Genomic DNA, 22,639 nt, shown 5'->3' on the forward strand with positions numbered 1-22,639 from the left:
TAGAGGATTTTGAATCATGCACCAATGGATCAACGCCCTCGCCGACCACCAGGCCCGCGGCGAACCCTGCGTACTGGTGACCATCATCGAGGAGCGCGGCTCGACCCCGCGCAATGCCGGCTCGAAAATGGTCGTCAGTGCCACAGCCCTGTATGACACCATCGGCGGCGGCCACCTGGAATTCAAGGCGCTGCACATTGCCCGGGCAATGCTCGAAGAACACCGCACCACGCCGCACCTGGAGCGCTTCAGCCTCGGCGCCAGCCTCGGACAGTGCTGTGGCGGCGTCACCGTGCTGCTGTTCGAGCCCATGACCGCTGTGCAGGCGCAAATCGCCGTGTTCGGCGCGGGCCATGTCGGCCGGGCTCTGGTACCCTTGCTCGCCGCCCTGCCCTGCCGGGTGCGCTGGATCGATTCGCGTGAACAGGAATTTCCCGAGCTCATCCCCAACGGGGTCACCAAGGTGGTCAGCGAAGAGCCGGTCGACGAAGTGGCCGAGCTGCCAGCCGGTTGCTACTGCATCGTCATGACCCACAACCACCAGCTCGACCTGGAGCTGACCGCCGCCATTCTCAAGCGCAACGATTTCACCTGGTTCGGCCTGATCGGCTCGAAGACCAAACGGGTCAAGTTCGAACACCGCCTGCGCGAGCGCGGCTTTGACGAGGCCGTGATGGCGCGCATGCGTTGCCCGATGGGCATCGCCGAGGTCAAGGGCAAGCTGCCGATCGAGATCGCCGTGTCCATCGCCGGCGAAATCATTGCCACCTACAACGCCTGCTTTGGCCAGCATGACGCTGGCGTCAATGCGGGCCCCATCGCCCAGTTGCTGCCGCCCTCCCGGCGCAGCCAAGCCAATTGACGAGTGAGTTATGACCGTTACCCGCAAAGCCTACCGTGCCGCCATCCTGCACAGCATCGCCGACCCGGCCGAGGTGGGCCTGGACGCCTCCCATGAGTACTACGAGGACGGCCTGCTGGTGATCGACGAGGGTCGCATCAGTGCATTGGGTCATGCCAGCGAACTGCTGCCGACGCTGGATGCCGACATCGAAGTGGTGCATTACCAGGACGCCCTGATCACCCCGGGCTTCATCGACACCCACATTCACTTCCCGCAGACCGGCATGATCGGTTCCTACGGCGAGCAACTGCTGGACTGGCTCAACACCTATACCTTCCCCTGTGAAAAGCAGTTCGCCGACAAGGATCACGCCGACAAAGTGGCGAAGATCTTCCTCAAGGAACTGCTGCGCAACGGCACCACCACTGCGCTGGTGTTCGGCAGTGTGCACCCGCAGTCGGTCAATGCACTGTTCGAGGAGGCCGAGCGCCTGGACCTGCGCATGATCGCCGGCAAGGTGATGATGGACCGCAACGCCCCCGACTACCTGACCGATACCGCCGAAACCAGCTACACCGACAGCAAGGCGCTGATCGAGCGCTGGCACGGCAAGGGCCGCCTGCACTACGCGGTAACCCCGCGCTTCGCGCCCACCAGCACCGCGCAGCAATTGAAGCTTGCCGGGCAGTTGCTCAAGGAGCACCCGGGCGTCTATATGCACACCCACCTGTCCGAGAATCTCAAGGAAATCGACTGGGTCAAGGAACTGTTCCCTGAGCAGAAAGGTTACCTGGACGTCTACGACCACTTCGAACTGCTCGGCGAGCGCTCCGTTTTCGCCCACGGCGTGCACCTGTGCGACGACGAATGCCAGCGCTTGTCCGAGACGGGCTCGGCGATCGCCTTCTGCCCGACCTCGAACCTGTTCCTGGGCAGCGGCCTGTTCAACCTGCCCCAGGCCGAACGCTTCAAGGTAAACGTAGGCCTGGGTACCGACGTCGGCGCCGGCACCAGCTTCTCGCTGCTCAATACCCTGAACGAGGCGTACAAGGTCATGCAACTGCAAGGCGCGCGCCTGCACCCCTACAAGTCGCTGTACCTGGCCACCCTGGGCGGTGCCCGTGCGCTGCGCCTGGATGACCGGATCGGCAGCCTGCGCCCCGGCAACGATGCCGACTTCGTGGTGCTCGACTACAAGGCCACGCCGCTGCTTGACTACCGTATCCAGCAATCAGGCAGCATCGAAGAGACCCTGTTCGTGCTCACCACCTTGGGCGATGATCGCACCGTGCGCGAAACCTACGCCGCCGGGCGCTGCGTGCACCAGCGCTAAGGCACTTTCGCCAGGCCCCGGTAAAGTGCGCCGCCGATCGCTGCCCCGATCAGCGGCGCCAACCAGAACAGCCACAGCTGCTGCAAGGCCCAGCCACCGACGAACAGCGCCGGCCCCGTGCTGCGCGCGGGGTTGACCGAGGTATTGGTCACAGGGATCGAGATCAGGTGGATCAGGGTCAGGGCCAGGCCGATGGCGATGGGTGCAAAACCCGCCGGGGCCCGAGCGTCGGTTGCGCCCATGATCACCACCAGGAACATCGCGGTCATCACCACTTCACTGACAAAACCTGCGCCCAGCGAGTAACCGCCTGGCGAGTGGTCGGCATAGCCGTTGGACGCCAAGCCCGCCGACAGCTCGAAGCCGGCCTTGCCACTGGCGATGAAGTAGATCACCGCTGCCGCGCAGATCGCACCGATCACCTGAGCGATGACGTAAGGCAGCAACTCTTTGGCCGGAAAACGCCCGCCCACTACCAACCCGAAGGAAACGGCAGGGTTCAGATGACAACCGGAGATGTGGCCAATGGCGAATGCCATCGTCAGCACGGTAAGACCGAAAGCGAAGGCGACACCGAGAACGCCGATGCCGAGGGGAGAGCTGGCTGCGATTACCGCACTGCCGCAGCCGCCGAGGACCAACCAGAAGGTGCCGATCAGCTCGGCTCCCATGCGCACACCCAAAGACGTCGACATGAACCTTTCCTCATGTAGTTGAACGCAGGAGACTGCGCAAGCCCAACTACTTGATGAAGGTTTGCTCACAAGAATCTAGCAGACGTTTGGTTTATGGCCACTCATTCAGCCAGGCAAACGATCAACCCTTGAGCGAAACCTTGGGTTTTTTCAGCAGATGCGAAAACACCGCATGCAGATCGTCCGAGGCACTCTCCTCGTCCAGGTTGAGCTTGCTGTCGATATGGTCCATGTGATGCATCATCAGGCTGACCGCCTGCTCGGCATCACGCGCCTCGATGGCATCGATCAGTTGCATGTGCTCGTCGTAAGAGCAGTGCGAGCGGTTGCCGCTTTCGTACTGGGCAATGATCAGCGACGTCTGCGACACCAGGCTGCGCTGGAAGCTGACCAGCGGGGCATTGCCGGCCGCCTCGGCCAGCTTCAGGTGAAACTCGCCGGACAAGCGGATGCCGGCACCACGGTCGCCCCGCGAGAAGCTGTCACGCTCTTCACGCACCATGTGCCGCAGTTCGTTGAGCTGCTCGAGGGTGGCGTGCTGTACGGCCAGTTCGGTGATGGCGCGTTCGACCATGCGCCGGGAGAAGAACACCTGGCGCGCCTCTTCGACCGTCGGGCTGGCCACCACGGCACCGCGGTTGGGCCGCAGCAGCACAACGCTTTCGTGGGCCAGGCGCGACAAGGCACGACGGATGATGGTACGGCTGACGCCGAATATCTCGCCCAGCGCTTCCTCGCTCAACTTGGTGCCCGGTGCGAGTCGCTGCTCGAGGATCGCCTCGAAGATATGCGCATAGACGATATCGTCCTGGGTACCGCTGCGGCCAGCCTTGCCGGCACGTGCAGGTTTCTTCAGAGGTTGCAGCTGTTCGTTCATGGGCTCTCGAGGCACGAAGGAAAGTATGGCGGCATTGTACACAGGCTGAGCCGTTTCTGCAGGTGGGCTTTTAGCTATATAGCCGATGCGCGGCATATTGTGCGCACAAAAGATAAAACATTATTTGCTTTCTTTGTACACAAAAGCATAATCCATCGAGCAACTTCTTGACCCGTAAGTCAACAAAGCGGCGTCAGACGTCTGCCATCCCTCGCGGAGCCACCAAGTGCATTGCGCAGGTCACTGGCTCCAAGAACAACAAGAAAGACTTGAGGAGTACCGCTGTGGAAAGCCGCAAATCCGACGCACCTACGCTGGATCTCGCTCCGCCGCTCGAAACGAGCTGGCTGGAGCGGATTTTCAAACTCAAGCAACACGGCAGTACCGTCAAAACCGAAATGATCGCCGGGGTGACCACCTTCATCACCATGGCGTACATCATCTTCGTCAACCCCAACATCATGGCTGACGCCGGCATCGATCACGGCGCAGCATTCGTCGCCACCTGCATTGCCGCAGCACTGGGCTGCCTGCTGATGGGCCTGTACGCCAACTGGCCGGTGGGCCTGGCGCCGGGCATGGGCCTCAACGCGTTTTTCACCTACACCGTGGTCGGGACCATGGGCTACAACTGGGAGACAGCGCTGGGCGCGGTATTCGTATCCGGTGTGCTGTTCATGTTTCTGACCCTGTCCAAGGTCCGCGAGTGGCTGCTCAACAGCATCCCGGTAAGCCTGCGACATGCCATGGGGGCCGGCGTCGGATTGTTTCTCGGGCTGATCGGCCTCAAGACCGCAGGCATCATCGTCGACAGCCCGGCCACGCTGATCAAGCTGGGCTCCATGCATGAACCAGGCCCGCTGCTGGCGGCCCTGTGCTTCCTGTCGATTGCCATCCTCAGCTACAAACGCGTGTTCGGCGCCATCCTGATCAGCATCATCGGCGTCACTCTGGCAGGCTGGGGCCTGGGCCTGGTGAAATTTGGCGGCGTGATGTCGATGCCTCCGAGCCTGGCCCCCACCTGGATGGCCATGGACGTGGCCGGCGTGTTCAACGTGAGCATGATCAGCGTGGTGCTGGCGTTCCTCTTCGTGCACATGTTCGATACCGCCGGCACCTTGATGGGCGTCGCCCAGCGGGCCAACCTGGTGGCGCCGGACGGCCGCATCGAAGGCCTGTCGAAGGCATTGAAGGCGGACAGCGCATCCAGCGTGTTCGGTGCCGTGGTCGGGGTGCCGCCGGTAACCAGCTATGTAGAAAGTGCCGCGGGTGTTGCCGCAGGTGGCCGCACTGGCCTGACCGCGGTGGTGGTTGGCCTGCTGTTCGTGGCGGCGATGTTCTTTGCACCGCTGGCCGGGATGATTCCAGCCTACGCGACTGCAGGCGCACTGATTTACGTGGCCATGCTGATGATGGGCAGCATGGCGCACATCCATTGGGATGAAGCCACTGACAGCATCCCGGCGATCGTCACGGTGATCATGATGCCGCTGACCTTCTCGGTGGCAGACGGTATTGCCATGGGCTTCATCACCTATGTGGCGCTGAAGGCCGGTACCGGCAGGTACAAAGAGATCTCGGCCAGCCTGTGGGTGCTGTGCGCGATCTTCATTGCCAAGTTCGTGTTCCTCTGAGCTGAAAACCGCACCAGAACAGGGCGCTTCGGCGCCCTTTTTGTGCTGTTAGCACCGCCCTCATCGCCGGCAAGCCGGCTTCTACTGGAGTGGCGTCAGCTTTAGAAGTTGAATAGGTCAGTGCCCGGGAGAGTGGCGAAATCGCTTGGATGCCATTCGATAAGGCCGGCGCCGTACCTTTTGTGGGAGCCTGCTTGCCGGCGATGAAGCCAGTGGAGAGAACACAAAACAGCAGACGAAAAAAAGCCCGCCAGTGTGAGAGCGGGCCAAGGACCTACGAAGATTCTTCTAGCGACCAACTAGCTCCCGCGATAGGTCGAATAGCTATACGGCGAGATCAGCAGCGGCACATGGTAGTGCTCCTGCTTCTCGTCGATGCCAAAGCGCAGCACAACAACATCCAGAAACGCCGGCTCCGGCAGTTGTACGCCGCGAGCACGGTAGTAGGCGCCAGCACTGAACTGCAGCTGGTAAACGCCAGTACGGTAATCGTCACCCTGCAACAGCGGCGCATCGACGCGGCCATCGCTGTTGGTCAGGGCAGTGTTCACCAGCTCAAGCTGCTGGCCTTCGACACGGTACAGCTCGACCTTGATCGCGCTGCCCGGGCAGCCGTGAGCTGCATCCAGTACGTGTGTAGTCAAACGTCCCATTGCTTGTCGCCTCTTGTTCAATCTGTGGGCAAAAAATACACAGCCATCCGCACGGCAATGAACCTGCGACGGGCGGGAATGCCGTTATTAAGACATTTCACCAACAGATTGTACACAATTTTTTGAGCCCTTCCGTCGAGGCCCCCTCACACAGGCCAATAGTCGCAAATACAGGCGCAGTGCCGACGCCAATCTTATTAACTGACCAATCAGGCAGGTTTCTTGCAACAGATTCTCAGGCGACAAAAGGGAAGAAATGCGGAAAAACAGGCTTACAAATGATTTCAGAAGTTGTATACAATCAGCCCATCCGGTGGTGCGACATCCCGACGCGGCCCGCCCACCCCCCGCACTAACGCACAAGAAGGAAGACTGCAGTGAGCGCTGACTATCCTCGCGACCTGATCGGTTACGGCAACAACCCACCTCACCCGCAATGGCCGGGCAATGCCCGCATCGCGCTGTCTTTCGTCCTGAACTACGAAGAGGGTGGCGAGCGCAACATCCTGCACGGCGACAAAGAGTCTGAAGCTTTCCTGTCCGAGATGGTCGCTGCCCAGCCGCTGCAGGGCCAGCGCAACATGAGCATGGAGTCGCTGTACGAATATGGCAGCCGTGCCGGCGTATGGCGCCTGCTCAAGCTGTTCAAGGACAGCGGCGTGCCGCTGACCGTGTTCGCCGTAGCCATGGCCGCCCAGCGCCACCCGGACGTGATCCGCGCCATGGTCGAAGCCGGCCACGAGATCTGCAGCCACGGCTACCGTTGGATCGACTACCAGAACATGGATGAGGCCCAGGAGCGCGAGCACATGCTCGAGGCCATCCGCATCCTCACCGAACTGACCGGCGAACGCCCGGTAGGCTGGTACACCGGCCGCACCGGCCCCAATACCCGCCGCCTGGTCATGGAGGAAGGTGGCTTCCTCTACGACAGCGATACCTACGATGACGACCTGCCCTACTGGGAACCGAACAACCCGACCGGCAAGCCGCACCTGGTGATCCCCTACACCTTGGACACCAATGACATGCGCTTCACCCAGGTACAGGGCTTCAACTGCGGCGAGCAGTTCTTCCAGTACCTCAAGGACGCCTTCGATGTGCTGTACGCCGAAGGTGCCGAAGCGCCGAAGATGCTTTCCATCGGCCTGCACTGCCGGCTGGTCGGCCGCCCGGCACGCCTGGCCGCGCTCAAGCGTTTCGTCGACTACGCCAAGAGCCATGACCAGGTCTGGTTCGCCCGTCGCGCGGACATCGCCCGCCACTGGCACGCCACCCACCCGTACAAGAAAGAGAACGCCTGATGACCGCCTTCAAGACCCTCAAGCCATCGACCCTGGACCGTGACACCTTCGTCAAGGTCTTCGCCGACATCTACGAGCATTCGCCGTGGGTCGCCGAAAAAGCCTACGACCTGGGCCAGCTGGACGAGCTGAACGAGATCGAAGCGCTGCACCAGCGCATGAGCGACATCCTGCTCAGCGCCAACCACGCCGACCAGTTGGCGCTGATCAATGCTCACCCGGACCTGGCCGGCAAGGCCGCCATCCAGGGCGAGCTGACCGAATCGAGCACCAACGAACAGGCCGGCGCCGGTATCCACCAGTGCACCGCCGAAGAGTTCGCCCGGTTCACCGAACTGAACGATGCCTACAAGGCCAAGTTCCAGTTCCCGTTCATCATGGCAGTCAAGGGCAGCAACCGGCACCAGATCCTCGCCGCTTTCGAAAAACGCATCCATAACGACACCGATGCCGAATTCAAGGAAGCCCTGGCGCAGATCAACCTGATCGCCCTGTTCCGTCTGCTGCAGCTGTAACCGGCGCGGCAACGTTAGAGCCTTATCCAGAACAACGAACATAGAAGAGATAACCGCATGCGCACCCTGATGATCGAGCCCCTGACCAAAGAAGCCTTCGCCCCCTTCGGTGACGTGATCGAAACCGATGGCAGTGACCACTTCATGATCAACAACGGCTCGACCATGCGCTTCCACAAGCTCGCCACGGTCGAGACCGCCGAGCCTGAAGACAAAGCGATCATCAGCATCTTCCGCGCCGACGCGCTGGACATGCCGCTGACCGTGCGCATGCTGGAACGCCATCCGCTGGGCAGCCAGGCTTTCATCCCGCTGCTCGGCAACCCCTTTCTGATCGTGGTCGCGCCCGTTGGCGATGCACCTGTATCAGGCTTGGTCCGTGCCTTCCGCAGTAATGGCAGGCAGGGCGTCAATTACCATCGCGGCGTTTGGCACCACCCGGTGCTTACGATCGAAAAGCGGGATGATTTCCTGGTGGTTGATCGCAGTGGTTCCGGCAACAACTGCGATGAGCATTACTTCACCGAGGAACAGATGCTGATCCTCAATCCCCACCAATAAGAAAAGGTCGATCATCGTTCGGTGATCGGCAGAGGTACATACTGTGGAAGCACACCTTCACGAATGGCTGAACCTGAGCATTCGCTGGGTTCACATGATCACCGGCGTGGCCTGGATCGGTGCATCGTTCTACTTCGTCTGGCTGGAAAACAACCTGAACCGGAGCAATCCGCGTGACGGGCTGTCGGGTGACCTTTGGGCCATCCACGGCGGTGGTATCTACCACCTTGAGAAGTACAAGCTGGCGCCGCCGAAAATGCCCGAGAACCTGCACTGGTTCAAATGGGAAGCCTACTTCACCTGGATGTCCGGTATCGCCCTGCTGTGCGTGGTGTTCTACTGGAACCCGACCCTGTACCTGCTGGCCCCTGGCAGCACCCTGAGCGGTGCCGAGGGCGTGGCCATCGGTATCGGTTCGCTGGTGGCCGGCTGGTTCATCTACGACCTGCTCTGCGATTCGCCACTGGGCAAACGCCCGGCACTGCTTGGCGCCGTGCTGTTCGTACTGATCATCGCCGCCTGCTGGGGCTTCAGCCTGGTGTTCAGCGGCCGTGGCGCGTACCTGCACACTGGCGCGATCATCGGCACCATCATGGTCGGTAACGTGTTCCGCATCATCATGCCGGCCCAGCGCCAGCTGGTGGCAGCGATCGAGAACAACACCACCCCCGACCCGCGCCTGCCGGCCAAAGGCCTGCTGCGTTCGCGTCACAACAACTACTTCACCTTGCCGGTGCTGTTCATCATGATCAGCAACCACTTCCCGAGCACCTACGGTAGCCAGTACAACTGGCTGATCCTGGCCGGCATTGCCGTAGCCGCGGTACTGATCCGCCACTACTTCAACACCCGCCACGACAGCAGCAAGTACGCCTGGACCCTGCCGGCCGGTGCCCTGGCGATGATCTGCCTGGCTTACGTCACCGGCCCGAAACCGATGGCTGTTGCCCCTGAGCAGGCCGCAGCGAAGGTCGAGTACCAGCCACTGCCAGCGACTGCAGTAGGTGGCAAGACCGCTGCCGAACAGCGCGCCGAGGACGCTGCCAAGGCGGCCCAAGCGCCTGCCGCACCGGCTCAAGCCCCAGCCCAGGCGACTGCGCAGGCCGGTGGCGGCGCCTTCGACAAGATCCACACCGTCATCCAGGAACGCTGCACAGTGTGCCACTCGTCGAAACCGACCAGCCCGCTGTTCAGCACCGCCCCTGGCGGCGTGGTGTTCGACACCCCGCAGCAGATCCAGGCCCAGGCCGCGCGCATTCAGGCGCAAGCGGTCGCCAGCCAGATCATGCCGCTGGGCAACATCACCCAGATGACCGTCGAGGAGCGCAAGCTCGTCGGTGACTGGATCGCCAAAGGCGCCCAGGTCAACTGATCGAAGCCGCACGCTTCAAGCTTCAAGCTGTAAGTCCCAAGTAACAAGCAAGCATCGAGCGTCAGGCTCCAACGCGGATCACCAAGCTTCTTCCTGAAGCTTGCCGCTTGGAGCTTGCCGCTTGGATCCGAGAATAAAAACAAAACTCGAGGTGCTGCATGTCCGAGTCACGCAAGGCGTACATTCCTGTGGCGCCACCGCGCGAACCTCTGCCCCTGTTCCAACTGATCCTGGTCGGCCTGCAACACGTTCTGCTGATGTACGGAGGCGCGATTGCCGTGCCTTTGATCATCGGCCAGGCAGCCGGATTGTCCCGTGAAGAAGTCGCTTTCCTGATCAACGCCGACCTGCTGGTCGCAGGCGTAGCCACCATCATCCAGTCGTTCGGTATCGGCCCGGTAGGGATCCGCATGCCGGTGATGATGGGCGCCAGTTTCGCTGCCGTCGGCAGCATGGTGGCCATGGCCGGCATGCCTGGCGTAGGCCTGCAGGGGATCTTCGGTGCAACCATCGCCGCCGGGTTCTTCGGCATGCTCATCGCGCCGTTCATGTCCAAGGTCGTACGCTTCTTCCCGCCGCTGGTCACAGGTACCGTGATCACCTCTATCGGCCTCTCGCTGTTCCCGGTCGCAGTCAACTGGGCCGGTGGCGGCCATGAGGCAGAAGCCTTCGGCTCGCCGATCTACCTGATGGTGGCAGGCCTGGTGCTGGCCGTGATCCTGTTGATCAACCGCTTCATGCGTGGCTTCTGGGTCAACGTGTCGGTGCTGGTAGGCATGGGCCTGGGTTACATCCTGGCCGGTTCCATCGGCATGGTCGACCTGTCCGGCCTGAGCCAGGCACCGTGGCTGCAAGTGGTGACGCCACTGCACTTTGGCATGCCGACCTTCAGCCTGGCACCGATCCTGTCGATGTGCCTGGTGGTGGTGATCATCTTCGTCGAGTCCACGGGCATGTTCCTCGCCCTGGGCAAGGTGACCGATCGCGAAGTCACCCCAGGGATGCTGCGCCGGGGCCTGCTGTGCGATGCCGGCGCGTCGTTCATCGCAGGGTTCTTCAACACCTTCACCCACTCCTCGTTCGCCCAGAACATCGGCCTGGTGCAGATGACCGGGGTACGCTGCCGTTATGTCACTGTGGTGGCCGGCGCGCTGCTGATCCTGCTCAGCCTGCTGCCCAAGGCGGCATACCTGATCGCCTCAATCCCGCCTGCAGTACTGGGCGGTGCATCCATTGCCATGTTCGGCATGGTCACCGCCACCGGGATCAAGATCCTTCAGGAGGCAGACATCGGCGACCGACGCAACCAGCTGCTGGTTGCGGTCAGCGTCGGCTTCGGCCTGATCCCGGTGGTCCGCCCGGAGTTCTTCGCACAGATGCCGCAGTGGATGGAACCCATCACCCACAGTGGTATCGCCATGGCCACGGTCAGTGCCTTGGTGCTGAACGTGCTGTTCAACATCCTCGGTGGTGCCGACCGCGCGGCGCACAACGACGCCTGTCACCAGCATTGAGCCAAGCGGGGCGGCGCCGTGCGTCGCCCCTGCTCTTGTCCGTTGTAACTGCCACACCGTCGGCCCGCCGGAATGGGCCGCCCGGGGCGCCTGCGCGCCAAAAAATCCGCCAACAAAAACAATAAGTCCGGGAATCACAACATGAAGCGCATCGCATCAACCCTGTTGCTGGGCAGCAGCCTGCTGGCCACCCTCCCCTCGCATGCAGGCGAATGGCTGCTGTGGCACGGCGAAAGCCTGACCTATCTGTATGGCAAGGACTTCAAGGTCAACCCAGACATTCAGCAGACCATCACGTTCGAGCACGCCAACAAATGGAAGTACGGCGACACCTTCCTGTTCGTCGACAAGATCTTCTACAACGGCAAGCCCGATGCCAGCAAAGGCGTGACCACCTACTACGGTGAGTTCAGCCCGCGACTGTCGTTCGGCAAGATCTTCGACCAGAAGCTCGCCTTCGGCCCGATCAAGGACGTGCTGCTGGCCATGACCTACGAGCGTGGCGAAGGCGACAACGAGGCCTACCTGATCGGCCCCGGTTTCGACCTGAACATTCCCGGCTTCAACTATTTCACCCTCAATTTCTACCTGCGCAACACTGAAGGCGGCCGCCCTGGCGACGACGTTTGGCAGATCACCCCTGGTTGGTCGTACACCATTCCCGTGGGCAGGTCGGACATTCTGATCGACGGCTACATGGACTGGGTGCCCGACAACGACCAGAACAGCCGCGGCACCTATCACGCCAACCTGCACTTCAACCCGCAGGTCAAATACGACCTGGGCAAGGCGCTCAACCTGGGCGCCAAACAGCTGTATGTAGGCTTTGAGTACAGCTACTGGAAGGACAAGTACGGCATCGACAGCCGCGGCAATCTGGAGAGTAACCAGAGTGTCGCCAGCGCCCTGATCAAGGTACATTTCTGAAAACCTGATCGAACGCCCAAGTTTGATACACGCTGCTCCAGGACGGAGCACTTGAGGCCAGGCGCGCAAGCCAGTAATCTGCGCGCCCCCTCGAACAGGGCAGGATGGATCCTGCCCGCGTTTACTGACCGCTCAGTCAATGAATTCGGGCGGTTGGCCAACGCGTTGCCAGCCGGAAATACCCATTTTCAGCCGTTCAGAACGAGTCGAGCAGGAAGGTTGTAGCCAATCCGGAAAGTTGGCGCAGCTCTTGCCAAACAACTGTGGCCAATCGAAAAAAGCTGACTCAAAAGACAAAAAAAGCGCCAATACCGAGCGCTGACAACAGACCAATCAAGGGAGCGACACTCGCAATGCGTACCATCAATAGCCTGATTCTCGCGGGCGGCCTGCTGGCCTGCGGCACCACCTACGCCGATGACCTGCTGCAGTGGCAGAACAACAGCCTGACCTACCTGTGGGGCAAGAACTTCAAGGTCAACCCGGCGATCCAGCAAACCGTCACCTTCGAGCACGCCGATGGCTGGAAGTACGGCGACAACTTCGTCTTCGTCGACAAGATCTTCTACAACGGCAAGAAGGACTCGGGTAACGGCGACAACACCTACTACGGTGAAATCAGCCCGCGCCTGTCGTTCGGCAAGATCTTCGACCAGAAGCTGGCATTCGGCCCGGTCAAGGACGTGCTGCTGGCAATGACCTATGAGTTTGGCGAGGGTGATACCGAGTCCTACCTGATCGGCCCTGGCTTCGACCTGGACATCCCGGGCTTCGACTACTTCCAGCTGAACTTCTACCAGCGCACCACCGACGGCAGCCGGGCCGGTGACAACGTCTGGCAGATCACCCCGGTATGGTCGTACACCATCCCTGTGGGCTCCTCCGACATCCTCATCGACGGCTTCATGGACTGGGTGGTCGACAACGACGAGAACCGCCGCGGTACCTACCAGGCCAACCTGCACTTCAACCCGCAGGTCAAATATGACCTGGGCAAGGCGTTGCACCTGGGTGAGAAGCAGCTGTATGTGGGCTTTGAGTACGACTACTGGAAGAACAAGTACGGCATCAAGGATTCCGACGGGTTCACCACCGACCAGAACACTGCAAGCTTCCTGGTCAAGGTTCACTTCTGATCCTGGGGGCTGCTGTGCAGCCCCATCGCGACACAAGGCCGGTCCTACAATGATCGCCGTAGGAGCGGCCTTGTGTCGCGAAAGGGCCGCAAAGCGGCCCAATTCACCTTCATCAAGCCGGGCGCAGTACCCGCCACAACTTGCCCAATCCGCTGACCACCGCCAACACCACGGCCCCCGCAACAATCCCCACCCCACCATTGAGCAACGCGCCAGTAAGCGCCCCGCCCCGCCCTTCACTGAACGCCTCGATGGCGTGATGCAGCGGCGCAACACCGTGTACCAGAATCCCGCCACCGACCAGGAACATCGCCGCAGTCCCGATCACCGACAGGCTCTTCATCATGTAAGGCGCCGCCCGCAGAATGCCGTTGCCCACCACCTGGGCCGCTTTCGAGGCTTTCTGAGTCATCCACAAGCCCAGGTCATCGAGCTTGACGATACCGCCCACCAACCCATAGACACCCACGGTCATGACGATCGCAATGCCCGACAGCACGATGATCTGCTGAGTCAGCGGCGCATCGGCCACAGTGCCCAAGGTGATGGCGATGATTTCTGCCGAGAGGATGAAGTCGGTGCGCACCGCCCCCTTGATCTTGGTCTTCTCAAAGGCCACCAGGTCGACGTTCGCATCGGCAACGGCTTCGCTGCGCGCACTGTGCTCGGCAGCATCCTCCTCCTTGCTGTGCAAGAACTTGTGCGCCAGCTTTTCGAAGCCTTCGAAACACAGGTACGCACCACCGATCATCAGCAGCGGCGTCACCGCCCATGGGATGAACGCGCTGATCAGCAGCGCCGCCGGCACCAGGATCGCCTTGTTGACGAACGAGCCCTTGGCCACCGCCCACACCACCGGGATCTCGCGCTCGGCGCGCACACCGGTGACCTGCTGGGCGTTGAGTGCCAGGTCGTCGCCCAGCACACCTGCGGTTTTCTTCGCCGCCACCTTGGTCATCAAAGAGACATCGTCGAGTACCGTGGCAATGTCGTCGATCAGTACCAGTAAACTGCTTCCTGCCATGTCTGCCTGTTTCCCGTGAAATGAATGGGCCGGAGTCTAGCCCAAAGTCGCTGCCTTGAGCGCCCCTCGAGCCCGGTGCTACCATGCCCGATCCCTCTTAGAGGTGGCCAGACACGAGGAAGATCCCTGACCATGAGCACCATTCGCGAGCGCAACAAGGAACTGATCCTGCGCGCGGCCAGCGAGGAATTCGCCGACAAGGGCTTCGCCGCCACCAAGACCAGCGATATCGCGGCCAAGGCCGGCCTGCCCAAGCCGAACGTGTATTACTACTTCAAGTCCAAGGACAACCTCTACCGCGAGGTCCTGGAGAGCATCATCGCGCCGATCATGCAGGCGTCCACGCCGTTCAATGCCGACGGCGACCCCAAGGAAGTGCTGAGTGCCTACATCCGCTCGAAGATCCGCATTTCGCGAGACCTGCCGCATGCCTCGAAGGTGTTCGCCAGCGAGATCATGCACGGTGCGCCGCACCTCTCGCCCAACCAGGTGGAACAGCTCAACGAGCAGGCCCGCCACAACATCGAGTGCATCGAGCGCTGGATCGAGCGCGGGCAGATTGCCAAGGTCGACGCGCACCACCTGATGTTCAGCATCTGGGCGGCGACTCAGACCTATGCCGATTTCGATTGGCAGATTTCGGTGATCACCGGCAAGGCCAAGCTGGCCGACAGTGATTACGAAGCAGCAGCCGAGACCATCATTCGGCTGGTGCTCAAAGGCTGTGAACCCGAGGCGGCCTGACAAGGCCAGTGGGGCTGCTCTGCAGCCCTCTCGCGACACAAGGCCGCTGTAGGAGCGGCCTCGTGTCGCGATAGGGCCGCAACGCGGCCCCGGCAATTTAAAGCCTTACGCAGCTACACCGGCATCCGCCGTCAACCCCGCCTCTTCGATCGCACTGATCGCACACTGCTCGTCGATATCCGACGTATCGCCGCTGATCCCTACGGCACCCAGCACCTTGCCGTCCTGATCGCGGATCAGCACGCCACCTGGCGCCGGCACCACCGGCCGCTCACCCACACCATTCAACGCGGCAAAAAACGCCGGCCGCTGCTGCGCATCCAGCGCCAGCAAGCGCGAGCCCTTGCCCAGGGCAATCGCGCCCCAGGCCTTGCCCGTGGCCACCTCAGGGCGAATCAGGCTGGCGCCATCTTCGCGCTGCAGGGCCAGCACATGCCCACCGGCATCCAGCACCACCACCGTCAACGGCGCAGCATTGATCTTGCGGCCCGCCGCCAGCGCCGCGTTCACCAGGCTGACAGCGACTTTCAGGTTCAAAGCGTTCATGGAAAGGTCCTCTTCTTGTTGTGAGAAGCCCGAGGGCAGTTGAAAATCGATCACTCAAATAGAACACAACTGCAACCACTTTTGTATACAATAAATTGAAACGATCGTATTCGATGACGCAAATCGCCGTTTTCATGGGCGCTCGGACGAAAGCAACCTCCCCCGATGAAAACCCATTGACCTGAACCGCCAGCCGTGAATACACTCTGGCACAAAGCAAGTTGTATACAATTACAAAATCGATGAGGCACAACCCATGAGCAAAATGAGAGCAATCGATGCAGCCGTTCTGGTCATGCGCCGTGAAGGTGTAGATACCGCGTTCGGCATCCCAGGGGCTGCCATCAACCCGTTGTACTCGGCCCTGAAAAAAGTCGGTGGCATCGATCACGTCCTCGCTCGTCACGTTGAAGGCGCCTCGCACATGGCCGAGGGTTACACCCGCGCCAACCCAGGCAACATCGGCGTGTGCATCGGCACCTCCGGCCCCGCCGGCACCGACATGGTCACCGGCCTGTACAGCGCATCGGCCGACTCCATCCCGATTCTCTGCATCACCGGCCAGGCGCCACGTGCCCGTCTGCACAAAGAAGACTTCCAGGCTGTCGACATCACCAGCATCGTCAAGCCCGTCACTAAGTGGGCGACCACCGTTCTGGAACCAGGCCAAGTGCCTTATGCCTTCCAGAAAGCCTTCTACGAAATGCGTACCGGCCGCCCAGGCCCTGTGCTGATCGACCTGCCGTTCGACGTGCAGATGGCCGAAATCGAATTCGACATCGACGCCTACGAGCCGCTGGTCGTCAACAAACCGTCCGCCACTCGCGTACAGGCTGAAAAAGCCCTGGCCCTGCTCAACGACGCCGAGCGCCCGCTGCTGGTGGCCGGTGGCGGCATCATCAACGCCGACGCCAGCGACAAGCTGGTGGAGTTCGCCGAACTGACCGGCGTGCCCGTGATCCCTACCCTGATGGGCTGGGGCACCATCCCGGACGACCACGCCCAGATGGTCGGCATGGTCGGCCTGCAGACCTCGCACCGCTACGGCAACGCCACCCTGCTCAAGTCCGACCTGGTGTTCGGTATCGGTAACCGTTGGGCCAACCGCCACACCGGTTCCGTTGACGTTTACACCGAAGGCCGCAAGTTCGTTCACGTCGACATCGAGCCCACCCAGATCGGCCGCGTGTTCACCCCGGACCTGGGTATCGTTTCCGACGCAGGCCTGGCGCTGGACGTGTTCATCGAAGTGGCCCGCGAGTGGAAAGCCGCCGGCAAGCTGCAGTGCCGCAAGGCCTGGCTGGAAGACTGCCAGCAGCGTAAATCGAGCCTGCAGCGCAAGACTCACTTCGACAACGTGCCGGTCAAGCCGCAGCGCGTTTACGAAGAGATGAACCAGGTGTTCGGCAAGGACACCTGCTACGTCAGCACCATTGGCCTGTCGCAAATTGCCGGTGCACAGTTCCTGCACGTGTACAAGCCACGTCACTGGATCAACTGTGGCCAGGCCGGCCCGCTCGGCTGGACCATCCCGGCGGCACTGGGTGTGGTCAAGGCCGACCCGAAACGCAAGGTTGTGGCACTGTCGGGTGACTACGACTTCCAGTTCATGATCGAAGAGCTGGCCGTGGGCGCGCAGTTCAACCTGCCGTACGTACACGTGCTGGTGAACAACGCCTACCTGGGCCTGATCCGTCAGGCGCAGCGTGGCTTCGACATGGATTACTGTGTACAACTGGCGTTCGAGAACATCAACTCCACCGACGCCGCCACCTACGGTGTCGATCACGTCGCCGTGGTCGAAGGCCTGGGCTGCAAAGCCATCCGTGTCTTCGAGCCAGGTGAGATCGCCCCGGCACTGCTCAAGGCACAGAAGATGGCCGAAGAGTTCCGAGTACCGGTCGTGGTGGAAGTGATTCTGGAGCGTGTGACCAACATTTCCATGGGCACCGAGATCAACGCGGTCAATGAGTTCGAAGACCTGGCGCTGGTCGGCAATGACGCGCCAACCGCCATCTCGATGCTGGACTGATCGCCTGACGCCCCCGTGCTGCGCCCTACCTGAGGGCGCCGGGGGCCTTCATCGCAAGGAGACACATCATGCCTCGCTTCGCTGCCAACCTGTCCATGCTGTTCACCGAACAGGACTTCCTGGCCCGCTTCAAGGCTGCCGCCGATGCTGGTTTCAGCGGCGTCGAATACCTCTTCCCGTACGACTTCAGCGCTGCCGAAATCAAGCAGCAGCTCGACGCCCACGGCCTGACCCAGGTGCTGTTCAACCTGCCGGCCGGTGATTGGGGCAAAGGTGAGCGCGGAATCGCCTGCCATCCCGACCGCGTCGAAGAATTCCGCGCCGGTGTCGACAAGGCCATCGAATACGCCAAGGTACTGGGCAACACCCAGGTCAACTGCCTGGCCGGCATTCGCCCGCAAGGCCTGCAGTGCGCCGACGTGCGCAAGACCTTTGTCGACAACCTGAAGTTCGCTGCCGACAAGCTCAAAGCCGCTGGCATTCGCCTGGTCATGGAAATGATCAACACCCGCGACATCCCGGGCTTCTACCTGAACACCACCCGGCAGGCCCTGGAAATCCAGGCCGAAGTGGGCAGCGACAACCTGTTCCTGCAATACGACATCTACCACATGCAGATCATGGAAGGTGACCTGGCTCGCACCATGGAAGCCAACCTGAAACTGATCAACCACATCCAGCTGGCCGACAACCCGGGCCGTAACGAACCGGGTACCGGCGAGATCAACTACCGCTTCCTGTTCGAACACCTGGACCGCATCGGTTACCAGGGTTGGGTAGGCGCGGAGTACAAGCCGCTGACTACCACCGAAGCAGGCCTGGGCTGGCTGAAGACACACAACGCAATCTAAGAACGCTCGCAGAACCTGCTGTAGGAGCGGCCTTGTGTCGCGAAGGGCTGCACAGCAGCCCCGGCAGATTGCCTGCGCAACTGAGATCGAGGGGCCGCTGCGCGCCCCTTCGCGACACAAGGCCGCCCCTACAGGGGGCCGAGTCGCCTGCTCACATAAATATAAAAGAGGTAATTTCTCATGGCTAAAATCGGTTTCCTCGGCACCGGCATCATGGGCAAGCCCATGGCTCAGAACCTGCAAAAAGCAGGTCACAGCATTTTCGTTTCCACCCACCACGAGGCCGCACCGGCTGACCTGATCGCCGCTGGCGCAGTGGCGCTGGCCAACCCGAAAGAGGTTGCCCAGGAAGCCGAGTTCATCATCGTCATGGTGCCGGACACCCCGCAGGTCGAAAGCGTACTGTTCGACCAGAACGGTGTCGCCGAAGGCGTGGGCCCGAACAAGGTGGTGATCGACATGAGCTCGATCTCGCCGACCGCCACCAAGGCCTTTGCCGAGAAGATCAAGGCCACCGGTGCCGCCTACCTCGACGCACCAGTGTCCGGTGGTGAAGTCGGTGCCAAGGCCGCGACCCTGAGCATCATGGTCGGTGGCTGCCCGAACGCCTTCGAACGCGCCCTGCCGCTGTTCGAAGCCATGGGCAAGAACATCACCCGCGTCGGCGGCAACGGTGACGGCCAGACGGCCAAGGTCGCCAACCAGATCATCGTCGCCCTGAACATCCAGGCCGTCAGCGAAGCTCTGCTGTTCGCGGCCAAGAACGGTGCAGACCCTGCCAAGGTGCGTGAAGCGCTGATGGGCGGCTTCGCCTCCTCGAAGATCCTCGAAGTGCATGCCGAGCGCATGATCAAAGGCACCTTCGACCCAGGCTTCCGCATCAACCTGCACCAGAAAGACCTGAACCTGGCCCTGCAAGGCGCCAAGGAGCTGGGCATCAACCTGCCCAACACCTCCAACGCCCAGCAAGTGTTCAGCACCTGCGTGGCACTGGGCGGCGGCAACTGGGACCACTCGGCGCTGATCAAAGGCCTGGAGCACATGGCCAACTTCTCGATCCGCGGCGAGAAATAAGCTTCAAGCTGTAAGCCTCAAGCGGCAAGCAAAAGCAGGTCTGCTTTTACTTGCGGCTTGTAGCTTGAAGCTTGCAGCTCTGGGGACCGCCCCTGGTTCGGCCTGCACGGAGGCAGTTCCAGGGGCGTTTTCGATTCTGCAGAACAACAATAATTGGGAGCCTGCCATGTCGGTCGATCCGCAAAAACTTCTCCGCGACCTGTTCGACACAGCCATCGCTGCCGCCCACCCCCGTCAAGTCCTCGAACCCTACCTGCCCGCCGACCGTAGCGGCCGGGTCATCGTCATCGGCGCCGGCAAAGCCGCAGCGGCCATGGCCGAAGTGGTCGAGAAGAGCTGGCAGGGTGAAGTGTCCGGGCTGGTGGTCACACGTTACGGTCATGGCGCCAACTGCCAGAAGATCGAAGTGGTCGAAGCCGCCCACCCGGTCCCCGACGCCGCTGGCCTGGCCGTGGCCAAACGTGTGCTGGAACTGGTCAGCGACCTGAACGAAGACGACCGCGTCATCTTCCTGCTCTCCGGCGGTGGTTCGGCCCTGCTGGCGCTGCCAGCCGAAGGCCTGACCCTGGCCGACAAGCAACAGATCAACAAGGCGCTGCTCAAATCCGGTGCCACCATCGGCGAGATGAACTGCGTGCGCAAGCACCTCTCGGCGATCAAGGGCGGCCGCCTGGCCAAAGCCTGCTGGCCCGCCACTGTCTACACCTATGCCATTTCCGATGTGCCCGGCGACCTGGCTACGGTCATCGCCTCCGGCCCCACCGTGGCCGACCCGAGCACCTCGGCCGACGCCCTGGCGATCCTCAAGCGCTACAACATCGAAGCGCCCAAGGCCGTCATCGACTGGCTCAACAACCCCGCCTCGGAAACCGTCAAGGCCGATGACCCGGCCCTGGCCCGCAGCCACTTCCAGCTGATCGCCAAGCCCCAGCAATCGCTTGAAGCCGCTGCAGTGCAAGCCCGCCAGGCCGGCTTCAGCCCGCTGATCCTCGGCGACCTGGAAGGTGAATCGCGCGAAGTGGCCAAGGTGCATGCCGGTATCACCCGGCAGATCGTCCAGCACGGGCAGCCGCTCAAAGCACCTTGCGTGATCCTTTCTGGCGGCGAAACCACTGTCACCGTACGCGGCAATGGCCGTGGCGGGCGCAATGCGGAATTTTTGCTCAGCCTCACCGAAAGCCTGAAGGGCCTGCCGGGCGTGTACGCCCTGGCTGGTGATACCGACGGCATCGACGGCTCGGAAGAAAACGCCGGCGCCTTCATGACGCCAGCCAGCTTCGCCCGCGCCGAGGCACTGGGCCTGTCGGCCAGTGACGAGCTGGACAACAACAACGGCTACGGCTATTTCGCCGCACTCGATGCGCTGATCGTCACTGAGCCGACCCGCACCAACGTCAACGACTTCCGCGCCATCCTGATCCTTGAGACTGCACAATCATGACGCCTGATAAAAAAGTCAAAATCCTCGCCACCCTCGGCCCTGCGATCAATGGCATCGACGATATCCGCCAGCTGGTAGAAGCCGGGGTGAACATCTTCCGCCTCAACTTCAGCCATGGCGAACACGCCGACCACGCCCTGCGCTACCAGTGGATCCGCGAGGTCGAGCAGCAACTGAACTACCCGCTCGGCATCCTCATGGACTTGCAGGGCCCCAAGCTGCGCGTTGGCCGCTTTGCCGAAGGCAAGGTGCAGCTGCAACGCGGCCAGGCGCTGCGCCTGGACCTGGACAAGGCCCCGGGTGACAGCCGCCGGGTCAACCTGCCGCACCCGGAGATCATCGCCGCGCTGGAGCCCGGCATGGACCTGCTGCTGGACGACGGTAAGCTGCGCCTGCGGGTGACCGCCAAGCACAGCGATGCCATCGACACCGAAGTGCTGGCCGGTGGCGAGCTGTCCGACCGCAAGGGTGTCAACGTGCCGCAAGCGGTGCTTGACCTCTCCCCGCTCACCGAAAAGGACCGCCGCGACCTGGCCTTCGGCCTGGAACTGGGCGTGGACTGGGTGGCGCTTTCGTTCGTGCAACGCCCCGAAGACATCCTTGAGGCCCGCCAGCTGATCGGCGACCGTGCCTACCTGATGGCCAAGATCGAAAAGCCGTCGGCCGTGGAGCAGCTGCAGGCGATTGCCGAACTGTCCGATGCAATCATGGTGGCGCGTGGCGACCTGGGTGTGGAAGTGCCGGCCGAGAGCGTGCCGCAGATCCAGAAACGCATCATCGGCACCTGCCGCCAGCTGGGTAAACCGGTGGTGGTGGCCACGCAGATGCTCGAATCCATGCGTTTCTCGCCAGCCCCGACCCGCGCCGAAGTCACCGACGTCGCCAATGCCGTGGCCGAAGGTGCCGATGCGGTGATGCTGTCGGCCGAGACCGCCTCGGGTGACTACCCACTGGAAGCCGTGCAGATGATGAGCAAGATCATCCGCCAGGTGGAGAACGGCCCGGATTACCAGGCCCAGCTCGACGTTGGCCGGCCCAAAGCTGAAGCTACCGTGTCGGACGCCATCAGCTGCGCGATCCGCCGGATCAGCGGCATCCTGCCGGTGGCGGTGCTGGTCAACTACAGCGAGTCGGGGGCTTCGACCCTGCGCGCCGCACGCGAGCGGCCACGGGCACCGATCCTCAACCTGACGCCGAACCTGGTCACTGCCCGCCGCTTGAGCGTGACCTGGGGCGTGCACTCGGTGGTCAATGACCGTTTGCGCCAGGTAGATGAGGTGGTCTCCACCGCACTGGAAATTGCCCAGGCCCAAGGCATGGCCAGCCGTGGTGACACATTGCTGATCACTGCCGGTGTGCCGTTCGGCAAGCCAGGCTCGACCAACAGCCTGCGGATCGAGACCTTGGTCTGAGATTGCCGGGGGGCGCTTTGCGCCCCTTTCGCGACGCAAGGCCGCTCCGGCGAACGCGAAACCCTGTAGGAGCGGCCTTGCGTCGCGAAAGGAGGGCAAAGCCCTCCCCTTGCCCCCAACAACAGACACGCGGAAAACCGAGGCCCAAAG

The 22,639-nt window shown here is 61.8% G+C and carries 21 protein-coding genes; 16 read left to right on the top strand and 5 right to left on the bottom strand.

From position 1 onward, the window contains the following. Positions 1-16: 16 nt before the first annotated feature. Together xdhC and guaD are read left to right on the top strand one after the other, a co-directional pair. Positions 17-862, top strand: a complete 846-nt coding sequence (gene xdhC, locus ACMGF5_RS00890) for a xanthine dehydrogenase accessory protein XdhC (RefSeq protein ID WP_046785306.1) — start codon at positions 17-19, stop codon at positions 860-862. Positions 863-872: 10 nt separating this feature from the next. Then, positions 873-2,177: a guanine deaminase gene (gene guaD, locus ACMGF5_RS00895; protein WP_115274211.1), complete on the top strand. Its 1,305-nt coding sequence runs from the start codon at positions 873-875 to the stop codon at positions 2,175-2,177. On the opposite strand, the gene aqpZ is transcribed toward guaD, so the two are convergent. After that, positions 2,174-2,872 carry an aquaporin Z gene (gene aqpZ / locus ACMGF5_RS00900; protein ID WP_119687520.1) on the bottom strand — a complete coding sequence of 233 codons (699 nt, stop codon included), beginning with the start codon at positions 2,870-2,872 and terminating at the stop codon, positions 2,174-2,176. The genes guaD and aqpZ overlap by 4 nt on opposite strands. 121 nt (positions 2,873-2,993) lie before the next feature. Then, on the bottom strand, positions 2,994-3,749 hold the full coding sequence (locus ACMGF5_RS00905) for a GntR family transcriptional regulator (RefSeq protein WP_012315441.1): 756 nt from the start codon (positions 3,747-3,749) through the stop codon (positions 2,994-2,996). Positions 3,750-4,033: 284 nt separating this feature from the next. Here ACMGF5_RS00905 and ACMGF5_RS00910 point away from each other — a divergent pair, with 284 nt between their 5' ends. Beyond that, positions 4,034-5,383: an NCS2 family permease gene (locus ACMGF5_RS00910; RefSeq protein ID WP_012315442.1), complete on the top strand. Its 1,350-nt coding sequence runs from the start codon at positions 4,034-4,036 to the stop codon at positions 5,381-5,383. A gap of 299 nt (positions 5,384-5,682) precedes the next feature. On the opposite strand, the gene uraH is transcribed toward ACMGF5_RS00910, so the two are convergent. Then, on the bottom strand, positions 5,683-6,036 hold the full coding sequence (gene uraH / locus ACMGF5_RS00915; protein WP_012315443.1) for a hydroxyisourate hydrolase: 354 nt from the start codon (positions 6,034-6,036) through the stop codon (positions 5,683-5,685). A gap of 377 nt (positions 6,037-6,413) precedes the next feature. On the opposite strand from uraH, the gene puuE reads away from it, so the two are divergent. The 7 genes from puuE (at position 6,414) to ACMGF5_RS00950 (ending at position 13,365) form a co-directional block, all read left to right on the top strand. Then, complete coding sequence (gene puuE, locus ACMGF5_RS00920; RefSeq protein ID WP_012315444.1) at positions 6,414-7,340, top strand: allantoinase PuuE; 927 nt, start codon at positions 6,414-6,416, stop codon at positions 7,338-7,340. Further along, positions 7,340-7,855, top strand: a complete 516-nt coding sequence (gene uraD, locus ACMGF5_RS00925) for a 2-oxo-4-hydroxy-4-carboxy-5-ureidoimidazoline decarboxylase (protein WP_012315445.1) — start codon at positions 7,340-7,342, stop codon at positions 7,853-7,855. The genes puuE and uraD overlap by 1 nt, the downstream gene beginning before the upstream one ends. Positions 7,856-7,912: 57 nt before the next feature. Next, on the top strand, positions 7,913-8,416 hold the full coding sequence (locus ACMGF5_RS00930; protein ID WP_012315446.1) for an ureidoglycolate lyase: 504 nt from the start codon (positions 7,913-7,915) through the stop codon (positions 8,414-8,416). Between the two features lie 43 nt (positions 8,417-8,459). Beyond that, complete coding sequence (locus tag ACMGF5_RS00935) at positions 8,460-9,788, top strand: urate hydroxylase PuuD (protein ID WP_046785311.1); 1,329 nt, start codon at positions 8,460-8,462, stop codon at positions 9,786-9,788. Between the two features lie 158 nt (positions 9,789-9,946). Continuing rightward, on the top strand, positions 9,947-11,302 hold the full coding sequence (locus ACMGF5_RS00940) for a nucleobase:cation symporter-2 family protein (protein WP_039601600.1): 1,356 nt from the start codon (positions 9,947-9,949) through the stop codon (positions 11,300-11,302). A 141-nt stretch (positions 11,303-11,443) separates the two neighbouring features. Beyond that, entirely contained in the window at positions 11,444-12,229 is a 786-nt protein-coding gene (locus ACMGF5_RS00945) for an outer membrane protein OmpK (RefSeq protein ID WP_012315449.1), read from the top strand. Between the two features lie 353 nt (positions 12,230-12,582). Continuing rightward, the gene (locus ACMGF5_RS00950; protein ID WP_039601601.1) at positions 12,583-13,365 is read left to right on the top strand and encodes an outer membrane protein OmpK; all 783 of its coding nucleotides are present in this window, start codon (positions 12,583-12,585) and stop codon (positions 13,363-13,365) included. 112 nt (positions 13,366-13,477) lie between these two features. Here the strand turns inward: ACMGF5_RS00950 and ACMGF5_RS00955 are convergent, their stop codons facing one another. Beyond that, on the bottom strand, positions 13,478-14,389 hold the full coding sequence (locus ACMGF5_RS00955) for a DUF808 domain-containing protein (RefSeq protein ID WP_119687522.1): 912 nt from the start codon (positions 14,387-14,389) through the stop codon (positions 13,478-13,480). A 132-nt stretch (positions 14,390-14,521) separates the two neighbouring features. Between ACMGF5_RS00955 and ACMGF5_RS00960 the strand changes: the two genes are divergently transcribed. Beyond that, positions 14,522-15,133 carry a TetR/AcrR family transcriptional regulator gene (locus ACMGF5_RS00960; RefSeq protein WP_039604598.1) on the top strand — a complete coding sequence of 204 codons (612 nt, stop codon included), beginning with the start codon at positions 14,522-14,524 and terminating at the stop codon, positions 15,131-15,133. Between the two features lie 105 nt (positions 15,134-15,238). On the opposite strand, the gene ACMGF5_RS00965 is transcribed toward ACMGF5_RS00960, so the two are convergent. Further along, positions 15,239-15,679, bottom strand: coding sequence for a GlcG/HbpS family heme-binding protein (locus tag ACMGF5_RS00965; RefSeq protein WP_012315453.1), 441 nt, complete (start codon positions 15,677-15,679; stop codon positions 15,239-15,241). Positions 15,680-15,935: 256 nt separating this feature from the next. Between ACMGF5_RS00965 and gcl the strand changes: the two genes are divergently transcribed. The 5 genes from gcl to pyk all read left to right on the top strand — a co-directional run bounded on the left by gcl (position 15,936) and on the right by pyk (position 22,489). Then, entirely contained in the window at positions 15,936-17,711 is a 1,776-nt protein-coding gene (gene gcl, locus ACMGF5_RS00970; protein ID WP_115274207.1) for a glyoxylate carboligase, read from the top strand. A 68-nt stretch (positions 17,712-17,779) separates the two neighbouring features. Then, a complete protein-coding gene (gene hyi, locus ACMGF5_RS00975) occupies positions 17,780-18,562 on the top strand; it encodes a hydroxypyruvate isomerase (RefSeq protein ID WP_012315455.1) in 783 nt (260 codons plus the stop codon). Between the two features lie 180 nt (positions 18,563-18,742). After that, on the top strand, positions 18,743-19,636 hold the full coding sequence (locus ACMGF5_RS00980; protein ID WP_039603965.1) for a 2-hydroxy-3-oxopropionate reductase: 894 nt from the start codon (positions 18,743-18,745) through the stop codon (positions 19,634-19,636). Between the two features lie 166 nt (positions 19,637-19,802). Then, the gene (locus ACMGF5_RS00985) at positions 19,803-21,077 is read left to right on the top strand and encodes a glycerate kinase (RefSeq protein ID WP_115274206.1); all 1,275 of its coding nucleotides are present in this window, start codon (positions 19,803-19,805) and stop codon (positions 21,075-21,077) included. Further along, entirely contained in the window at positions 21,074-22,489 is a 1,416-nt protein-coding gene (gene pyk / locus ACMGF5_RS00990; protein WP_125924714.1) for a pyruvate kinase, read from the top strand. The genes ACMGF5_RS00985 and pyk overlap by 4 nt, the downstream gene beginning before the upstream one ends. Positions 22,490-22,639: the final 150 nt, after the last annotated feature.

This window comes from Pseudomonas sp. BNK-15, from assembly GCF_047456105.1.
In the GTDB taxonomy this organism is placed as follows: domain Bacteria; phylum Pseudomonadota; class Gammaproteobacteria; order Pseudomonadales; family Pseudomonadaceae; genus Aquipseudomonas; species Aquipseudomonas putida_E.